Raw genomic sequence first — 18,382 nt, 5'->3', positions numbered from 1 at the left:
GTTAGGAGGAGTATTATGACGACAGAAACAAAAATACCATTCGACCAACAATATGTGCGCGCGTTTTCTAGCGGGCGCGGTGAACCGGACTGGCTGTTACAGCTTCGCTTACAAGCTCTTGCCAAAGCAGAAGAGCTGCCGCTGCCGAATCCGGATAAAACGAAAATCGACAAATGGAATTTCACTCAATTTGCCAATCATGTTGTTGAAAGCGCGCCATATGCTTCGTTAGACGAATTGCCTGAGCCGGTAAAAGCGCTGATTGAAGCAGGAGAGGAAACAAAAAACCTATATGTGCAGCGCGACCATACTCCTGCGTATCTATCTTTATCGGATGACTTGAGAGCAAAAGGAGTCATTTTCACCGATATTTTCACCGCGGCGCGCGAACATGGAGAGCTGCTGCAAAAATATTTGATGAAAGACGGCGTCAAAGTAGACGAACATCGTTTAACAGCATTGCATGCGGCGTTGTTAAATGGAGGCGTGTTTGTCTACGTACCGAAAAATGTCGAAGTCAATGTTCCGCTGCAAGCGGTATATATTCAAGAAAACGATGATATCGCGTTATTTAATCATGTCATTGTCGTTGCGGAAGATAATAGCCGTGTTATTTATGTGGAAAACTATATTTCCACGAAAGAAACGAGCAGAGCGGTTGTCAATATTGTCGCCGAAGTGTTTGCCAATACAAACGCCCGCGTATTTTTTGCTGCTGTCGATAACTTGGCAAAAGGGGTTACAACGTACGTCAATCGCCGTGGCATTGCGGCACGCGATGGCCGCATTGAATGGGCGCTCGGCTTAATGAGCGACGGCGATACAGTTTCCGAAAACATCACCCGCCTAATTGGCGACGGTTCATTTGGTGATACGAAAACGGTTGTTGTCAGCCGCGGGGAGCAAGTGCAAAACTTTACGACGAGCGTCGTGCACTACGGAAAACATACGGAAGGCTACATTTTAAAACACGGAGTGGTGAGAGACAGCGCGACATCGATTTTTAACGGCATTGGAAAAATTGAACACGGCGCTTCGAAATCGAACGCCCAACAAGAATCGCGCGTCTTGATGCTAAGTGAAAAAGCGCGCGGCGATGCCAACCCGATTTTATTGATCGATGAAGATGATGTAATGGCAGGTCACGCGGCATCAGTCGGCCGAGTGGATCCAATACAGTTATACTATTTAATGAGCCGCGGTATTCCAAGACATGAAGCAGAACGCCTCATTATTCACGGATTTTTAGCTCCGGTTGTTGAGGCGATCCCAATTGAAAGCGTGAAAAAACAATTGATTGAAGTTATTGAAAGGAAAGTTCAATCATGAATGTAAAAGAGATACGGAAACTGTTTCCTATTTTAGACCAAGAAGTGAACGGCAAGCCGCTCGTATACCTTGACAATGCCGCGACGTCGCAAAAACCGCTTCCTGTCATTGAGGCGCTCGATCAATATTACCGTCAGTACAATTCCAATGTCCATCGCGGCGTGCATACGCTTGGTACAAAGGCGACAGATGCGTACGAAGGGGCGCGGGAAAAAGTGCGGCGATTTATTAACGCGAAGTCCACACAAGAAATCATTTTTACAAGAGGGACGACAGCGGCGTTAAATATCGTTGCCGCCAGCTATGGCCGCGCCAATTTGCAGGAAGGCGATGAAATTGTCATTACGTATATGGAGCACCATAGCAATTTGATTCCGTGGCAGCAGGCAGCCAAACAGACAGGGGCCACATTAAAATACATTCCGCTTCAAGCGGATGGAACCATCGATATAAAAGATGTAGAAGCAACGGTGACGGCAAACACGAAAATCGTTGCTGTTGCCCACGTGTCCAACGTGTTAGGAACGATTAACCCAATCAAAGATATTGCGCGAATCGCCCATCAACATGGGGCGGTTGTTGTGGTGGACGCCGCGCAAAGCGCCCCGCATATGAAAATTGACGTTCAAGATCTTGATTGTGATTTTCTAGCGTTTTCTGGGCATAAAATGTGCGGTCCGACCGGAATTGGCGTATTATATGGTAAAAGAGATTTATTAGAGCGGATGGAACCGGTAGAATTTGGCGGGGAAATGATTGATTTTGTTGAATTGTATGATTCGACATGGAAAGAGCTTCCTTGGAAATTCGAAGGAGGCACGCCGATTATTGCCGGAGCAATCGGCTTAGGCGCGGCGATTGATTTCCTTGAAGATGTCGGATTAGATCATATTGCCGCCCATGAGCATGAACTGGCGCAATATGCGTTAGAACGAATGTCTGCTATAGACGGGCTGACCATTTATGGTCCGAAACAACGCGGCGGATTGGTTACGTTTAATATAGACGGCGTTCATCCGCACGATGTAGCAACCGTTCTTGATGCGGAAGGCATCGCTGTCCGCGCCGGCCACCATTGCGCGCAGCCGTTGATGAAATGGCTGAATGTAACCGCGACAGCGCGGGCAAGTTTTTACCTCTACAATACAAAAGAGGAAATTGATCAGCTTGTCGTTGCATTACAGAAAACGAAGGAGTATTTTGGTCATGTCTTTTAATAATCCTTTAGATCAGCTTTATCGCCAAGTCATTATGGATCATTATAAAAATCCGAGAAATCGTGGTGTTCTAGAAGGAAACAGCGTCGATATCAATATGAATAACCCGACCTGCGGTGACCGTATTCATTTAACGATGAAAGTAGAAGACGGGAAAATTGCCGATGTGAAATTTGAGGGAGAAGGCTGTTCGATTTCGATGTCGTCGGCGTCGATGATGACACAGGCGATTAAAGGAAAAACAGTGGAAGAAGCATTAAAGCTAGCCCATATCTTTTCCAATATGATGCAGGGGAAAGAATATGATGGCTCGGTCGACTTGGGCGATATCGAAGCGCTGCAAGGCGTTTCCAAGTTTCCGGCCCGCATTAAATGCGCTACGTTAGCGTGGAAGGCAATGGAAAAAGGATTGCATCAGCATCATTAATGGCAAGGAAAAAAGGAGGGTGAAAGCGCATGGCAAAGAAAGCGCCAGAAATCGGCGAATATAAGTATGGGTTCGTCGATAAAGACGTATCGGTATTCCGCGCGGAGCGCGGATTGACACGGGAAGTGGTCGAAGAAATCTCCCGCATGAAAAATGAACCGCAATGGATGCTGGAATTCCGCTTAAAAGCGTTAGATATTTTCTATAGCAAACCAATGCCGCAATGGGGTGGCGATTTATCGAGCTTAGATTTTGACGAAATTACGTATTACGTAAAACCAACAGAAAAATCGGGCCGTTCTTGGGATGAAGTGCCGGCGGAAATTAAAGCAACGTTCGATAAGCTGGGGATTCCTGAAGCTGAACAAAAATATTTAGCCGGCGTATCGGCGCAATATGAATCAGAAGTGGTATACCACAATATGAAAGAAGATTTGGAAAAACTGGGAGTCATCTTTAAAGATACGGACTCGGCATTGAAAGAAAATGAAGATTTATTCCGTGAATATTTTGCCAAAGTTGTGCCTCCTACCGACAATAAATTTGCTGCGTTAAACTCAGCCGTATGGTCGGGCGGCTCGTTCATTTACGTCCCGAAAGGAGTCAAAGTGGAAACGCCGCTGCAAGCGTACTTCCGCATTAACTCGGAAAATATGGGGCAATTTGAACGCACGCTGATTATCGTCGATGAAGGGGCGCACGTTCACTACGTTGAAGGATGCACGGCGCCGATTTATACCACAAATTCGCTTCATAGCGCGGTCGTTGAAATTATTGTTAAAAAAGGCGCATATTGCCGTTACACGACGATTCAAAACTGGGCGAACAACGTATTTAATCTGGTTACCAAGCGGGCTGTCTGTGAGGAAAATGCGACGATGGAATGGATCGACGGCAATATCGGTTCGAAATTAACAATGAAATATCCAGCTGTCATCCTGAAAGGAGAAGGCGCCCGTGGTTTAACGCTATCGATCGCAATTGCCGGAAAAGGACAGCACCAAGACGCAGGGGCGAAAATGATTCACCTTGCTCCAAACACCTCGTCGACAATCGTATCAAAATCGATTTCGAAACAAGGCGGAAAAGTAACATATCGTGGAATGGTGCACTTTGGCCGCAAAGCGTCGGGGTCGCGCTCGAACATTGAGTGCGATACGCTGATTCTTGATAACCAATCGACATCGGATACGATCCCGTATAACGAAATTTTAAATGACAATATTTCTCTTGAGCATGAAGCGAAAGTATCAAAAGTATCGGAGGAGCAACTGTTCTATCTCATGAGCCGCGGCATTTCCGAGCAGGAAGCGACAGAAATGATTGTCATGGGCTTCATTGAGCCGTTTACAAGAGAGCTTCCGATGGAATATGCGGTCGAAATGAACCGACTCATTAAGTTCGAAATGGAAGGTTCTATCGGTTAATGCCGTTTAGCGAAACCATCCATTTGCCTATGGCGAATGGATGGTTTTCTCTATTTCTTGCTGTAATAATATTCCGTTGTTCTCAAATTTTTTGCCATTGTGATATAGTTAAAATAAAAAATAAATATAAGTGTTAAAGCCAAAAAATAATCGGTCTTGACAGTAGCGTATGATCTAAGGTGATACATATGATTTATATAGGATTGACAGGCTGGGGAGATCATGACAGCCTATATCCTCCTGGACTTGCCGCAAAAGATAAGCTGCAAGAATATGCGGCGCATTTCCCAACGGTAGAAGTCGATTCTTACTTTTATGCGATTCAGCCACGGCAAAATGTCGAAAAGTGGATTCGCGAAACACCTTCTTCGTTCCAATTTGTCGTAAAGGCGTATCAGGGGATGACAGGGCATGAACGCGGCCCGATTCCATATGCCGACAAAGAAGAGATGTTTGCCGCGTTTTTGGATTCGATTGAGCCGTTTATCCAGTCGGGAAAACTAGCGATGGTGTTGTTTCAATTCCCGCCTTGGTTTGATTGCCGCCGCGAGCATGTCGCGTATTTACGCTGGTGCAAGGCGAAAATGAAAAACATCCCGGCAGCACTGGAGTTTCGCCACCGTTCCTGGTTTTCTCCCCGTTATTATGCAAAGACGTTGCAATTTATGAAAGAGGAAGGATGGATTCATAGCATTTGTGACGAACCGCAGGCGGGGGAAGGATCGATTCCGACCGTTCTCTATCCGACGGATGCGGAAAAAACGCTCATTCGTTTCCATGGCCGCAACATCCATGGGTGGAATAAGGCGACAAGCGGGGAAAACTGGCGCGCGGTTCGATATTTGTACCGATATCGTGAAGAAGAGCTGCGCGAGTGGGTCAGCCACATCGAAATGTTAAAAACGAAGACGAAAAATATTTATGTGCTGTTTAACAACAACTCTGGCGGAGATGCGGCGGATAATGCGAAACAATTGATCCGTTTGCTTGGCATTGAATATACGGATTTAGCACCACGACAGCTTGATTTATTTTAATATTGGGGATGAACGATATGGAATATGCGCTGTTAGTCAGTGTCGGTTTTTTGGCAGGAACGATCGGTAGCTTAGTCGGTTTAGGCGGCGGCGTGATTATTGTGCCATCGCTGTTGTTTTTAAGCGCGATGCATTGGCTGCCGCACGTGACTCCGCAGTTGGCGGTCGGCACTTCGCTCGTTGTTATTATTTTCAATGGGTTGTCGTCGACCTTGTCGTATATGAAGGAAAAAATGGTCGATTATCAAAGCGGGCTTTTATTTTTTATTGGAAGCGGTCCGGGGGCGATCATTGGCGCATGGGTAAATAATATATTAAGCTTGCAGCACTTTTCTTTATATTTTGGCCTTTTTTTAGTGGCTGTATCGTTCTTTTTATCTTTTAACAAAAATAATGCGAGGAGTTCAGAGCGGAAGGCGTTTCCCATTACCCGCACGTATGTAACGAATGAAGGAGAAACGGTGACGTATGGGTATCATCCGTTTGTCGCTATTGCCATCTCCTTTGTCGTTGGCTTTTTCGGCGGCATGTTTGGTATTGGCGGCGGTTCTCTAATGGTGCCGGCAATGATGATATTGTTTCTCTTCCCGCCTCACGTTGCCGTTGCGACTTCGATGTTTATGATCTTTTTATCTTCATTGGTTAGCTCGCTTACACATGTGTTTATGGGAAACGTACAATGGTTATTTGCGCTCGCCTTAATTCCGGGGGTTTGGTTTGGAGCGAAAACGGGTGCATTTATTAATAAGCGGCTGCGCAGCAAAACTGTCGTCATCGTTTTGCGGATTGTGCTTGTTCTTTTAGGAATTCGACTTATTTACGAAAGCTTTTCATAAGAGGAGGACGCCCATTGAAACGGACAGTATATGTATATCATACGAATGATGTGCATAGCCATTTTGAGCATTGGCCGCGAATTTCCCATTTTTTGGCTGAGCAAAGACGGAAACATCAGCAACGGAATGAGACGATGTTGTTGTTTGATATCGGCGATTTTATCGACCGTTTCCACCCGATTACCGAGGCGACAAGGGGAAAAGCGAATGTCGATTTACTTAATGCACTTCAGTATGATGCGGTAACAATCGGAAATAATGAAGGAATTACCCTTGATTACGAAGATTTAAACACGCTGTATGAAAACGCTCGTTTCTCCGTGCTTGTCGCCAATTTATTTCACAAAGACGGCACCCGCCCTTCATGGGTGCGCCCCTATTCGATCATTCCGATTTCCGATGCATTTCGCATCGGCGTTATTGGTGTCACGGCTTGTTTCGCCGAATCTTATGAGCTGCTTGGCTGGAAAGTGGCACCGCCGCTTGAAATGCTCGAGAGCATTGCGGCAGAAGTCAAAAAACAAGCCGATCTTGTCATTTTATTATCGCATTTAGGCATCCATGAGGATGAAAAAATTGCAAAGACCATGCCGGACATTGACATTATTCTGGGTGGCCATACGCACCACTTGTTTCCAGAAGGAAAAAGAATTAATAATACGTTGCTATGTGCAGCTGGAAAATATGGGAAATATATTGGGATAGTAAAGCTGGAAATCGAGGAAAACGGCCATACATATGAAACGTTAGCGACCGTAGTAGATGTGGGGGATTTGCCGGATTGGGAGCAAATGCAGCGCACTTTATTCATATTAGAGCAGCAAAGTCTAGAAAAGCTGGAAGCAGAACAAATTGCTGAGCTAAAGGAAGACTTGCCGTTGCAATGGTTTTCGCCGTCTCCGTTTGCAAAATTGCTCGCTTCAGCATTAAAAGAATGGTGCGATGCGGAAATTGGCATGGTGAATGCGGGAGTTCTGTTAGAGCCGCTTCCGAAAGGAATAGTCACTAGAAAAGATTTGCACCGCATTTGCCCACATCCGATCAACCCTTGCAAAGTTCAGCTGCGTGGCGCGGAATTAAAGGAGATTATTTTACAAGCAAATACCGAAAGAATGAAATACTTACAATTTAAAGGATTTGGTTTTCGCGGCAAAGTGATGGGGCAAATGGTTTATGACGGGGTTGAGCTCGAGACGGAAAGAGAAGAAGATGGTGCGGAACATATCCGTCGCATTACGATCAATGGCGAGCCGTTACATCCGGAACAATTATATGAGGTGGCCACGATTGACATGTTTACGATCGGCCATTTTTATCCGCAAATCCGGCGCGCGCCGAAAAAGAAATATTACATGCCCGAGTTTTTGCGGGACGTGTTGGCATGGAAATTGGCGAAAGAGAAATAGGCACACATCTTTCTCTGCTTCATACATTGAAGTAGGGAAAGGAGCGTGATGTTATCATGATTCACGTAACACCGATGATGATCGACGGTTATCCATTTATCGCTATTTCTGTCCAATTGCCGAAAACCAATTTGCTTGCCGTAGCGAGTGAAAAAGGGTACATTATGTGTGGAGCGCTTGATGTGGCGTTACTGAACGAGAAATTGCGCGACCGCGGAATTGTGGCTGGAAGGGCGGTCGGGGTCCGCACGATTGAACAGTTGCTTGAAGCGCCTTTAGAATCGGTGACGGTGGCTGCCGAAGAGCTGGGAATTACGGTCGGTATGAAAGGAAAAGATGCTTTGTTGAAAATGCGGTAAAAAATTATATAACAATTGGCTTTATCCCCTTCCTTTCAAGCATACATATAGCTTGTAAAGGAGGGATTTTATTTTGCCTAGATTTTCCGCTCGTCCCCGTTTGTTAAGAAGAGGACCGCTTCCGTTTCGCTATGTGTTTTTGCTGACGTTTGTGTTTTTTATGTTTTCTACCGCTCTTAGTCTTTGGATTGTCAATAAAAGCATTGAACCGGTTTTAATGGAAATTGCCGAAACGGAAACGAAACGGATTGCTAATTTAGTGATTAATAATGCGATCGAACAGCAATTTTTAAAAGAAAATCAAGAGATAAACGATTTGGTCGTCGTGCAAAAAGATGCCAATGGCAAAATTGCTTCTGTCGATTTTAACACTGCTGTTATAAACCGAATTTTGGCAAAGACGGACGATTACGTGATGGAAAGCTTAAAGGCGGCAACAGAAGGGAAAATTGAAAGGCTTGTGCTTCCTGAGGTGGAATCCGGAAAAGGAGAAAGCAGAGGGATTATTTACTATATTCCTTTTGGCCAAGTCACGAACAATTCGCTTCTTGGCAATCTCGGCCCGCGTATTCCCGTGCAGTTTCAAGTCATTGGCAATGTAGCATCCGAGGTAACGAAGGAAATCAAACCATTTGGTATCAACAGCGCATTAATTGAAGTCGATATTCACGTTTCCGTTGATATTCAAGTAGTGATTCCGTTTGCCTCTAAAGTCGCAACGGTTACCACGGACATTCCGATCGCGATGCATGTGCTTCCAGGAGAGGTTCCGCAATTTTATAATAACGGTGGAAATGTCGGTCCTTCTTTACATGTGCCATCCCATTAATCATCTATTGGCCGTGGATATGGAGATTGATTTGTTGTTTTTTTGCAGCAATAACGAAAAATTATATATAAAAAACGTTATTGTTTGCCGTTTTTATTAAGCTGTTTTGCTGATAGACAATTCATCTGCAAAACAGCTTTTCAATTTACAGAAGAAAACACCTAGACGGGGAGTGAAAAATTTTGTAATATTATATTAAATTGGGAATAGTTTTATTATTATGTTATTTAGAAAAACATTTAGAAAGGATGTGGGGGAAGAAGAGGAGACATACGCTCATCCAAAACTGAATTTTCCGAAAAATTATTGTGGGGGGACAAAGAATGAAGAAAAAAAGATTAGCAAGTATTTTTCTATCACTGGCATTAACTGCTGGCGTCATGGCAGGATGTGGAGGAGAGAAGGAGACGAGCGGCACCTCTGGCGGCAGCGGAGGAGGCGGCGATACGATTAAAATCGGCGCCAATCTTGAATTGTCTGGCGGGGTAGCTTCATATGGGCAATCGATCGCCGAAGGATTAGAACTTGCTTTTGAAGAAATCAACAAAGAAGGGATTAATGGCAAAAAACTGAAGCTTGTGAAAGTAGATAACAAATCGGATGCAGCCGAAGCGACGAACGGCGCGATCAAGCTCGTCAGCCAGGACAAGGTAGCAGCGATTATCGGCGCCGCAACGAGCACCAATACGCTAGCGCAAGTCCAAGTGGCCCAAGACAACAAAGTTCCGTTAATTACGCCAACGGGAACAAACCCTACGATTACGAATAAAGATGGCAAAGTAAACGATTTTGTATTCCGGACATGTTTTATTGATCCTTTCCAAGGGACAGTTGCCGCAAAATTCGCGATCAATGATTTAAAAGTGAAAACTGCAGCGGTGCTGATTGATAGTTCCAGCGACTATTCGAAGGGTCTTTCCGCAGCGTTTAAAGAAGCGTTTGAAAAAGAAGGCGGCAAAATTGTAGCGGAAGAAGCTTACGTTGCTAAAGACACGGACTTCCGTGCCACGCTTACCCGCATTAAATCGGCTAATCCGGAATTCATTTTCTTGCCTGGTTATTACGAAGAAGTAGGTCTTATCGTAAAACAGGCGCGTGAACTTGGCATTAATGTACCGATTATGGGCGGCGACGGATGGGATTCGCCTAAATTAGTGGAAATCGCCGGCAAGGATCCATTGAACAATACGTTTATTACGAACCACTATTCTTCCAATGACCCAGATCAAAAAATTCAAGATTTTGTAAAAGCATTCAAGGCGAAATACAATAAATCTCCAGATGCCTTCAGCGCGCTTGGATATGACACAGCATATTTCCTCGCTGATGCCATCAAACGTGCTGGAAGCACAGATCCAGAAAAAATTAAAGACGCGCTTGCGAAAACGAAAGACCTTGCTCTTGTTTCGGGAACATTGACGCTAGATAAAAACCACGATCCAGTGAAGTCAGCTACGATTCTCGAATATAAGAACGGCCAGCAACAATTTAAAACAAAAGTGAATCCATAATCTCACGCGGTGGATAGGGGGCATGTCCCCCTATTCCGAATTTTTCTAGATAAAAGAAACAGTCTTCTTTAAGGAGAGTGCAAATATGGAACTCATTCAGCAACTAGTTAACGGGATCTCCCTTGGAAGCATCTACGCACTGATTGCTCTTGGCTATACGATGGTATACGGAATTGTGCGCCTCATCAATTTTGCGCACGGCGATGTATTTATGATTGGTTCTTTTGTTGGATTTTACGCTGTCACCAGTTTTCATGTAGGTTTTTTTCCAGCGTTGCTCCTCGCAATGGTTTCCTGCGCGATCTTAGGGGTATGTATTGAGAGAATCGCTTATAAGCCGTTGCGAAACGCTACGCGAATAGCAGTACTGATCACTGCCATCGGGGTTTCGCTTTTAATTGAGTATGGAACCATTTATCTGCGCGGCGCTCAGCCAGAAGCGTATCCTAGCACAGTGCTTCCGGATAAAAAAATTGAAGTATTGGGCGTAACCGTTAATAGCCAGTCATTATTGATTCTTGGTGTTTCCATTGTATTGATGATTCTCCTTCAATTTATCGTCCATAAAACAAAAATCGGAAAAGCGATGCGGGCCGTTTCTCATGACGCAGAAGCAGCTCGGTTGATGGGAATTAATGTAGATAATACTATATCAGCGACTTTTGCCATTGGCTCGGCTTTGGCGGGGGCAGCAGGCGTTATTTTCGGGATTTACTATACTAAAATCGACCCGCTGATGGGAATTATTCCAGGTTTAAAAGCGTTCGTAGCTGCCGTATTAGGAGGAATCGGCATTATCCCTGGCGCGATGGTTGGCGGTCTGATGCTTGGCGTCATTGAATCGCTCGTAAGCGGTCTTGGTTATTCGCTTTGGCGGGATGGGGTCGCTTTTATCATTCTTATTTTGATTCTCATTTTCCGACCAGCTGGATTATTTGGTAAAAACGTAAGAGAAAAAGTGTAAAGGATGGTAGGGAGCGATGGCAACTTTGAAGCGGACGATAGGATTTTGGATCTCCATTGTACTGGCGCTGATCCTTTTTGTTGTGGTTCAGGTGCTAATATCGGGAGAAATACTTAATTCCTTTTATGTTAATACGTTATTTTTTATGGTGATTAACATTATACTAGCTGTCAGCCTTCATTTAATCATCGGGATTACCGGACAGTTTTCCATTGGCCATGCCGGGTTTTTTGCCGTGGGAGCTTATGCATCAGCAATTATGACGATGAAATTGCAGATGCCGTTTGCGCTTGCGTTGCTTGTTGGCGGTGTCGCTGCAGCGGTTGCAGGCCTCCTCATCGGCATTCCTAGCCTGCGGTTAAAGGGCGATTATTTAGCGATTGCTACGCTTGGTTTTGGGGAAATCGTACGAATCAGCCTGCTAAACATTGAGTATGTTGGCGGCGCCAGCGGTATGACGGTAACCCACCTCACCACTTGGCCATGGGTGTTTGCCTGCCTGCTTATCACCATTATTGTCATTGCTAATTTTACTAACTCTACCCATGGACGTGCCTGCATCTCGATTCGAGAGGATGAAATCGCAGCGGATTCTATGGGAATTAACACGACGTATTATAAAGTGGTCGCTTTTGTCATAGGTTCTTTCTTTGCCGGAATTGCCGGGGGGCTTTATGCTCATCATTTTTATATCATTCAGCCGACTAACTTTGGCTTTTTGAAATCATTTGATATTTTGATTTTTGTTGTGCTTGGCGGACTAGGAAGCATGTCTGGCGCGGTGATCGCTGCTATCCTATTAACCATTGTTTCGACATTCCTTCAGGATTATCCAGAAACGCGAATGATTATATATAGCATCATTCTTATTTTGGTTATGCTGTATCGTCCAAAAGGATTGTTAGGCACAAAAGAAGTAACATCTTTCTTTAAGCTGCGCAGAGCGGTGCAAGGGGGAATTGGAAATGACAACAAGAACACCGTTGCTTAAAGCGGAACACGTTGGCATTCAATTTGGTGGCCTGAAAGCTTTATCTGACGTCAATATGGAGTTGAATAAGGGAGAATTAGTAGGGCTTATTGGACCGAACGGGGCAGGGAAAACCACCTTTTTTAACTTGCTGACCGGCGTCTATGAGCCAACCGAAGGAAGCATTGTGCTCGACAATGAGAAGCTAAACGGCCTGCCGCCATATAAAATTACGCGCAAAGGAATCAGCCGCACATTCCAAAATATTCGGCTGTTTGGTGAGCTTTCGGTGCTGGACAATGTAAAAGTTGCCTATCACTCTCTCGCCCGTCATTCTATTCTTAGCTCCATCTTTCGCCTTCCTTCCCATTTTTCTGGCGAAAAAGAAATAGAAGAAAAAGCGGTCGAATTTTTAAAGATTTTTAAGCTCGAACATGTGATGGATGAGAAAGCGAAAAATTTGCCATATGGACAGCAGCGCCGTTTAGAAATCGCCAGAGCTCTCGCCGCGCATCCGAAGCTATTGCTGCTTGACGAGCCTGCAGCAGGGATGAATCCACAGGAAACGAAAGAATTAATGAGCTTGATTGCATTTATACGCGAGAAGTTTGATTTAACGATTTTGCTGATTGAGCACGATATGTCTCTCGTGATGGGAATATGCGAACGGATTTATGTGCTTGACCACGGGCAGTTGATTGCGCATGGCACACCGGAAGAAGTAAGAAATAATCCTAAAGTGATCGAGGCATATCTTGGCGAGGAGGTTTCTTAACGTGCTAAAAGTGGAAAGCATCGATGTATTTTATGGAAATATTCAAGCGTTAAAAGGTGTTTCACTGGAAGTAAAAAACGGCGAAATCGTCACCTTAATCGGCGCTAATGGCGCCGGCAAAAGCACGTTACTAAAAACGATTTCTGGGCTGTTAAAACCGAAGCAGGGCGATATTCTATACGAAGGGACATCCATTGCAGGCAAAGCGGCGCAAACGATTGTGAAACAAGGAATTTCCCATGTTCCCGAAGGCCGCCGAATTTTTGCTAATATGACTGTAGAAGAAAACTTGGAATTAGGTGCTTTTTTAAGAAAGGATAAACAGGAAATTCAGCAAGACTTCGAGAAAGTGTACCATCTGTTTCCTCGCCTTTACGAGCGGAGAAAACAGCTCGCCGGAACTTTGTCGGGGGGTGAGCAGCAGATGCTGGCGATCGGCCGTTCCCTAATGGCCCGGCCTCGCCTTCTATTGCTCGATGAGCCATCGATGGGGTTGGCGCCATTATTGGTGAAAACCATTTTTCGCATCATTGAAGAAATTAACTCCTTTGGGACGACTATTTTATTAGTCGAGCAAAACGCGCATATGGCGTTGTCTGTAGCCGATCGGGCTTATGTGATCGAATCCGGACGGGTCGTCTTGTCAGGAACAGCACAGGAACTAAATGCAAGCGAACAGGTGAAGAAAGCGTATTTAGGAGGACATTAAAAGAAAAATATACTGCACGGGAGATAGAAAAAGGAGGCTCATTTCTGTTGGGCCTCCTTATTTTTCTTCCGTTTTTGTTTTTCCGAGCGTTCCCAAGCTTTTAAGTGCGGATATGGGTCGAACGACCATTCCGTATAGCCATTATCTTTGTACATTCCGTAATGAAGGTGAGGCGGGAATTTTCCCGCTGTTCCCGGCGGACCGTAGCCGGAGCTGCCGACCGAGCCGATCACGGTTCCCGGCTCAACGATCTGCCCTTCGCGCAAATTAGGGGCAAATCCGTTTAAGTGGCCAAAATAATGGTACGTATTATTAATATCGCGAATACCGATGCGCCAGCCGCCATATTTGTTCCAGCCCTTTAATTCGACGATTCCGTAGCACGTCGATCGCACTGGGACACCGTAGTCGGCAAAAATGTCCGTGCCTTCATGGATGCGACGTCCGCCCCAGCCTCTTGCATCTCCCCACGTATCGCGATAGCTGTAGTTAGCATGCAGAGGAAGTGGAAATACATGGTCATCTAATTTTAACGTTTGGTACTTTTTATATATTTTTGCTTTGCCTAAAATGAGGTCAACCGTTTTGCTGCGCTGGTAATAATTCCATAGCGCTATTTTAATATGCTGATGATCGATTCCGTACGTTTGCAAATAGCGAGCAATCGCGAAAATCACATCTTCATCATCCTCGCGATTGGCAAGGCCGTCACCATTGCCGTCGATGCCCAGACCGCCAAATTGTGAAATCGTAAACGGATTGGTATCATGAGGGTTTTTGTTTAGCGGGCCGGCCCAAATTTCCGGTTTGATATAGATCCCAAGCACTCCGGTAGGTTTCGGCAAATCACGGCGCACTTGCTGGACGTTTCGTTCGTATTGGTCGATTGCCGCAAAGTAATACCAAGGGATAAGCGAGACCGCTTCCGCTTTTTTATACAGCTCCATTCGTTTTTCGTATATCGTGTCCTCATCCATTTTTTCTTCGGCAAATGTTGCTTTTGGCACCGTTAATACAATAGCAGCAATCCATACAATAAATATCCATCGGCACACGCGTTTCTACTCCTTTCCGTCCATTTCATATATTTAGTTTGGGGAGATTTGCTTGTTTCATAAATGTTAAAAAGCGGTAAGTGGTGGGAAATGGCTAATTTCTTTGTGTTTGGCAGCTGTTTTTTTTATAATGAAAGATGTAAATAAAAACTTATTGGAGTGAGAACAATGTCGACAAAAGAAGAACATCTTCGCAAGCCGGAGTGGTTAAAAATAAAGTTAAATACAAATGAAAATTATACTGAACTAAAGAAATTGATGCGTGAAAACCGATTACATACGGTATGTGAGGAAGCAAAATGTCCAAACATTCATGAATGCTGGGCAGTTCGGAGAACGGCGACATTTATGATTTTAGGAAATGTATGCACTCGCGCCTGCCGTTTTTGTGCGGTCAAAACGGGGCTGCCGACCGAACTGGACTGGCAGGAACCGGAACGCGTTGCAGAGTCTGTCCGCATTATGAACTTAAAACACGTTGTCGTCACTGCTGTTGCCCGCGATGACTTAAAGGACGGCGGGGCAGCCGTGTTTGCGGAAACCGTTCGGGCCATCCGCCGCAAAAACCCGTTTACGACGATTGAAGTTCTGCCTTCCGATATGGGCGGAGTATATGAAAACTTAAAAATATTGATGGATGCCCGCCCAGATATTTTAAACCATAATATCGAGACGGTGCGCCGCTTGACGCCGAGAGTGCGCGCACGTGCCACCTATGAACGCTCGCTGGAATTTTTGCGTCGCGCCAAAGAACTGCAGCCGGATATTCCGACAAAATCGAGCATCATGGTCGGACTTGGGGAAACGAAAGAAGAAATTATTGAAGCGATGGATGATTTGCGCGCCAATCATGTCGATATTTTAACGATCGGCCAATATTTACAGCCGACGAAAAAACATTTGAAAGTAGTAAAATATTACCATCCAGATGAATTTAAAGAGTTAAAAGAAATTGCCTTGAGCAAAGGGTTTACCCATTGCGAAGCCGGCCCGCTTGTTCGGTCTTCGTATCATGCCGATGAACAAGTCAATGCGGCTTCGGCAGCGCGGCAAATGAAAGCATAAAGGCGTCGAAAAAACGGTCTTGCCTTCTGTATGATGAAGACAGACCGTTTTTTCTTCACATTAGCGTGTTGTTTTGGCTGATCTTGGCGTTCCGTCATGAAAATCGCGGTCAAGACGGTCGTTTGTTTCATTGATCATTTCACCGTTTTCATTTTCTCCGTCACTTAGCTTCCGACCTTGCGGATATTTTAGCATTTGTTGAATCGTAGCATCGATAATTTGATCGATGTTTCGGCTGTTCGAATCCAAACGTCCGAAACGTTCGATGTCTTTCATCAGCTGTGGATTGTCGGCCACATATACATGGTAATAGCGGGGAACGACAGAAAGCGCGGTCTTTTTCACTTGGTCTGCCGTTTCGTTACGGTTTTTTGTATCGGCATCATAGACGACTAACACTTCCTCATCGGTTACCAATGTAGCGACATCTTTCACGTTTGGAAGCTGTGTACAGAGCTTGCTGATTAAATCGGCAGCTTGCTCGCGGTTAAAGGTCGGCATGTTGTTATAAATATTGACATCGCCGCGAACAGGGCTTTTTTGGTGGCGGACATAGCCAAAGTTGTTCATTGGCGTATCGTCGCCGTTCGGCACTCCATTTTCGTTATATAAATCATTGCGGTCGGTGACATTCATCATATTGCCGCTCCGTTTATATACATCGGTATTGTCATCCCGCGCCATCTGCGCACAGCCTGCTAATGTGACAGCTGTACCCAATGCGACGGCAAGCAATGGTTTTCTCATTGTCAATTCCCCCCTTTCACCTTTAGGATGATTCTCTTGCTGAACTTCAATAACAGTAATTGATTGGGAACGTTTCATCGTTTATGATGAAAGTGGAAAGGCAAGGTGAAAAGGATGATATGTATTAACAATATCTGTTACGAACTGGTGGAAAACGTGAAAAATGCGTTTAATGAAGAGGCATTTCGCGCCCGATATGCCGATATTTTAAGCAAGTATGACTATATTGTCGGGGATTGGGGATATAATCAGCTCCGTTTACGCGGCTTTTTTGATGACTATAACCAAAAAGCGACATATGATACCAAAATCAGCACTTTATCTGAGTATTTGTATGAATATTGCAATTTTGGCTGCGCCTATTTTGTGCTTCGCAAGATAAAGCGGTAAAACGAGATGCGGCTATCCTTTTTCATGAGGATAGCCGCTCGTTCATTAATCCTGGCCGTATGGAAATTGCTCGTTTTCCCGCGGATCGTCATGCAACGGGTGTGCGCCAGGATCTCGTCTTGGAATATTTTGATGGAATGATTTGAATTCATAGTTAAACGCGCTGTAATGGCGCTGTCCTTTTTTCCATGGGGTGCTTTTATTTTCGACCGGCACGTCGGCACGGCGCGGCGATCCATACGGTCCTTCGGGAAATTCTTCCGCCGTTAAAAAATTTTTCTGCTTTTCCACGGTGGAAAAGTAGCTATATTTTTCCTTCTCCTGCATTTGTTTCACCTTCCTCGTTTCCGGGGATTGTTTATAATGTTCCCGAATGAGAAGGCGACTATGAAATACATTCGTACAAAAATGCCCGCAAATCATTCGCGTCTTCTTCACTGAGATGATACGCATGTTCTAAGTATCCCGGTTCCTCTAGATCGTCTTGTCCGATGATGGCAAAACGGTTGCTTTGCAAGTCGAGAACTAAATATTTCCCGTAGAAGCGATCTGTCTCGATGATCGCCAAATCGAACCGCTGCCGTTCTCCTAAAAAGCTGACGAAGCGCGTTTTTGTTTCAATGGTATCATCGTATAAGTAAAAACGATCACTCATTGGCCATGACCTGGTTACTAAAATCTATAAAAATCGACTCCTCGCGATGGAACCAGGAAACATCGCTTGCCGCTCAGGAAACACCTGAGTTCCATCAGGAAGGGAATCCCCTTGTCATTCACCTGCTGTGAAAGACACCCCGTGGCTCACTGTCAGCGACGGCACCTGTCGTGCACCATTCCTTCCATTGGTCCGTACACGACAACGATTTTAGCAACCAGGTCTACACCTCCCTTAGTTGAATTTGGTACTGGTTCAGCCAACAACATTTGTGCAAGATATTCCATAGTGACCATTCATGTGCCTCTTTGAAGTTCTCGATCTTTTTTAACATCCTACCTAGATATTGCCGTTGTTTCGTTCCGCTTTTCGATTGCTTGTAGGATTCTTCCATCGACCCTAACACAGCAATCAAATGGCGTTTCACTTTCGTTTTTATGGTGTACACGAGTTCTTTTGGCAATCGTTCCTGATACCCTAATCCCCGTCTGCCAATCACCAAAGCGGCACTTTCATGGACGGATAACCCATACTTTCTATTTTCTTCGCTGTTTTTTCGATTTTCGCCCTCACATCCTCCAAGCGCATTGGACGCAGCTCACGTTTAGAAGAAATCAACCTTGGACAAGCAGGAACGCGTCTTCGGCATACCGTTTGTTGAGCCGAAATTGGTG

The 18,382-nt window shown here is 45.0% G+C and carries 21 protein-coding genes; 16 read left to right on the top strand and 5 right to left on the bottom strand.

The window, feature by feature from the left end:
- The first annotated feature begins 15 nt into the window (after positions 1-15).
- The 14 genes from sufD (at position 16) to GCA01S_RS08410 (ending at position 13,796) form a co-directional block, all read left to right on the top strand.
- Positions 16-1,329, top strand: a complete 1,314-nt coding sequence (sufD, locus tag GCA01S_RS08475) for a Fe-S cluster assembly protein SufD (RefSeq protein ID WP_017434773.1) — start codon at positions 16-18, stop codon at positions 1,327-1,329.
- Positions 1,326-2,546: a cysteine desulfurase gene (locus GCA01S_RS08470; protein ID WP_042409040.1), complete on the top strand. Its 1,221-nt coding sequence runs from the start codon at positions 1,326-1,328 to the stop codon at positions 2,544-2,546. Before sufD ends, GCA01S_RS08470 begins: the two co-directional genes overlap by 4 nt.
- Positions 2,536-2,973, top strand: coding sequence for a Fe-S cluster assembly sulfur transfer protein SufU (sufU, locus tag GCA01S_RS08465; RefSeq protein WP_042409038.1), 438 nt, complete (start codon positions 2,536-2,538; stop codon positions 2,971-2,973). Before GCA01S_RS08470 ends, sufU begins: the two co-directional genes overlap by 11 nt.
- A 29-nt stretch (positions 2,974-3,002) precedes the next feature.
- Positions 3,003-4,400: a Fe-S cluster assembly protein SufB gene (sufB, locus tag GCA01S_RS08460; protein WP_017434776.1), complete on the top strand. Its 1,398-nt coding sequence runs from the start codon at positions 3,003-3,005 to the stop codon at positions 4,398-4,400.
- A gap of 188 nt (positions 4,401-4,588) precedes the next feature.
- Positions 4,589-5,437 carry a DUF72 domain-containing protein gene (locus GCA01S_RS08455; protein ID WP_042409035.1) on the top strand — a complete coding sequence of 283 codons (849 nt, stop codon included), beginning with the start codon at positions 4,589-4,591 and terminating at the stop codon, positions 5,435-5,437.
- A 17-nt stretch (positions 5,438-5,454) separates the two neighbouring features.
- On the top strand, positions 5,455-6,273 hold the full coding sequence (locus GCA01S_RS08450; RefSeq protein WP_042409033.1) for a sulfite exporter TauE/SafE family protein: 819 nt from the start codon (positions 5,455-5,457) through the stop codon (positions 6,271-6,273).
- 14 nt (positions 6,274-6,287) lie between these two features.
- Complete coding sequence (locus GCA01S_RS08445) at positions 6,288-7,679, top strand: bifunctional metallophosphatase/5'-nucleotidase (RefSeq protein WP_042409030.1); 1,392 nt, start codon at positions 6,288-6,290, stop codon at positions 7,677-7,679.
- Between the two features lie 56 nt (positions 7,680-7,735).
- Positions 7,736-8,038: a YunC family protein gene (locus GCA01S_RS08440; protein WP_017434780.1), complete on the top strand. Its 303-nt coding sequence runs from the start codon at positions 7,736-7,738 to the stop codon at positions 8,036-8,038.
- A 73-nt stretch (positions 8,039-8,111) separates the two neighbouring features.
- Positions 8,112-8,867, top strand: a complete 756-nt coding sequence (yunB, locus tag GCA01S_RS08435; protein WP_042409027.1) for a sporulation protein YunB — start codon at positions 8,112-8,114, stop codon at positions 8,865-8,867.
- A 323-nt stretch (positions 8,868-9,190) separates the two neighbouring features.
- On the top strand, positions 9,191-10,378 hold the full coding sequence (locus GCA01S_RS08430; protein WP_042409024.1) for an ABC transporter substrate-binding protein: 1,188 nt from the start codon (positions 9,191-9,193) through the stop codon (positions 10,376-10,378).
- 85 nt (positions 10,379-10,463) lie between these two features.
- Positions 10,464-11,342, top strand: a complete 879-nt coding sequence (locus GCA01S_RS08425) for a branched-chain amino acid ABC transporter permease (protein ID WP_042409021.1) — start codon at positions 10,464-10,466, stop codon at positions 11,340-11,342.
- Between the two features lie 16 nt (positions 11,343-11,358).
- Entirely contained in the window at positions 11,359-12,333 is a 975-nt protein-coding gene (locus GCA01S_RS08420) for a branched-chain amino acid ABC transporter permease (protein WP_017434784.1), read from the top strand.
- Positions 12,308-13,087: an ABC transporter ATP-binding protein gene (locus GCA01S_RS08415; protein WP_017434785.1), complete on the top strand. Its 780-nt coding sequence runs from the start codon at positions 12,308-12,310 to the stop codon at positions 13,085-13,087. Before GCA01S_RS08420 ends, GCA01S_RS08415 begins: the two co-directional genes overlap by 26 nt.
- 1 nt (position 13,088) lies before the next feature.
- Entirely contained in the window at positions 13,089-13,796 is a 708-nt protein-coding gene (locus GCA01S_RS08410) for an ABC transporter ATP-binding protein (RefSeq protein WP_017434786.1), read from the top strand.
- 38 nt (positions 13,797-13,834) lie between these two features.
- Here the strand turns inward: GCA01S_RS08410 and GCA01S_RS08405 are convergent, their stop codons facing one another.
- Positions 13,835-14,851, bottom strand: coding sequence for a M23 family metallopeptidase (locus GCA01S_RS08405; protein WP_042409018.1), 1,017 nt, complete (start codon positions 14,849-14,851; stop codon positions 13,835-13,837).
- Positions 14,852-15,019: 168 nt separating this feature from the next.
- Between GCA01S_RS08405 and lipA the strand changes: the two genes are divergently transcribed.
- Positions 15,020-15,916, top strand: coding sequence for a lipoyl synthase (gene lipA, locus GCA01S_RS08400; RefSeq protein ID WP_042409015.1), 897 nt, complete (start codon positions 15,020-15,022; stop codon positions 15,914-15,916).
- A gap of 60 nt (positions 15,917-15,976) precedes the next feature.
- Here the strand turns inward: lipA and GCA01S_RS08395 are convergent, their stop codons facing one another.
- Entirely contained in the window at positions 15,977-16,663 is a 687-nt protein-coding gene (locus GCA01S_RS08395; protein ID WP_042409012.1) for a YhcN/YlaJ family sporulation lipoprotein, read from the bottom strand.
- Positions 16,664-16,777: 114 nt separating this feature from the next.
- Between GCA01S_RS08395 and GCA01S_RS08390 the strand changes: the two genes are divergently transcribed.
- Entirely contained in the window at positions 16,778-17,053 is a 276-nt protein-coding gene (locus GCA01S_RS08390; RefSeq protein ID WP_017434790.1) for a YutD family protein, read from the top strand.
- A 45-nt stretch (positions 17,054-17,098) separates the two neighbouring features.
- Here GCA01S_RS08390 and GCA01S_RS08385 read toward each other — a convergent pair whose 3' ends face one another.
- The 3 genes from GCA01S_RS08385 to GCA01S_RS20370 all read right to left on the bottom strand — a co-directional run bounded on the left by GCA01S_RS08385 (position 17,099) and on the right by GCA01S_RS20370 (position 18,207).
- On the bottom strand, positions 17,099-17,380 hold the full coding sequence (locus GCA01S_RS08385) for a hypothetical protein (protein WP_042409009.1): 282 nt from the start codon (positions 17,378-17,380) through the stop codon (positions 17,099-17,101).
- Between the two features lie 58 nt (positions 17,381-17,438).
- Positions 17,439-17,708 carry a DUF3055 domain-containing protein gene (locus GCA01S_RS08380; protein WP_017434792.1) on the bottom strand — a complete coding sequence of 90 codons (270 nt, stop codon included), beginning with the start codon at positions 17,706-17,708 and terminating at the stop codon, positions 17,439-17,441.
- 223 nt (positions 17,709-17,931) lie between these two features.
- Positions 17,932-18,207, bottom strand: a complete 276-nt coding sequence (locus GCA01S_RS20370; RefSeq protein ID WP_162163122.1) for a hypothetical protein — start codon at positions 18,205-18,207, stop codon at positions 17,932-17,934.
- Positions 18,208-18,382 lie beyond the last annotated feature (175 nt).

The sequence above is a fragment of the Parageobacillus caldoxylosilyticus NBRC 107762 genome, assembly GCF_000632715.1.
Taxonomy (GTDB): Bacteria; Bacillota; Bacilli; order Bacillales; family Anoxybacillaceae; genus Saccharococcus; species Saccharococcus caldoxylosilyticus.
The sequence above is the reverse complement of the archived record's forward strand: the minus strand, read 5'-3'. Positions and strand labels throughout refer to the sequence as shown.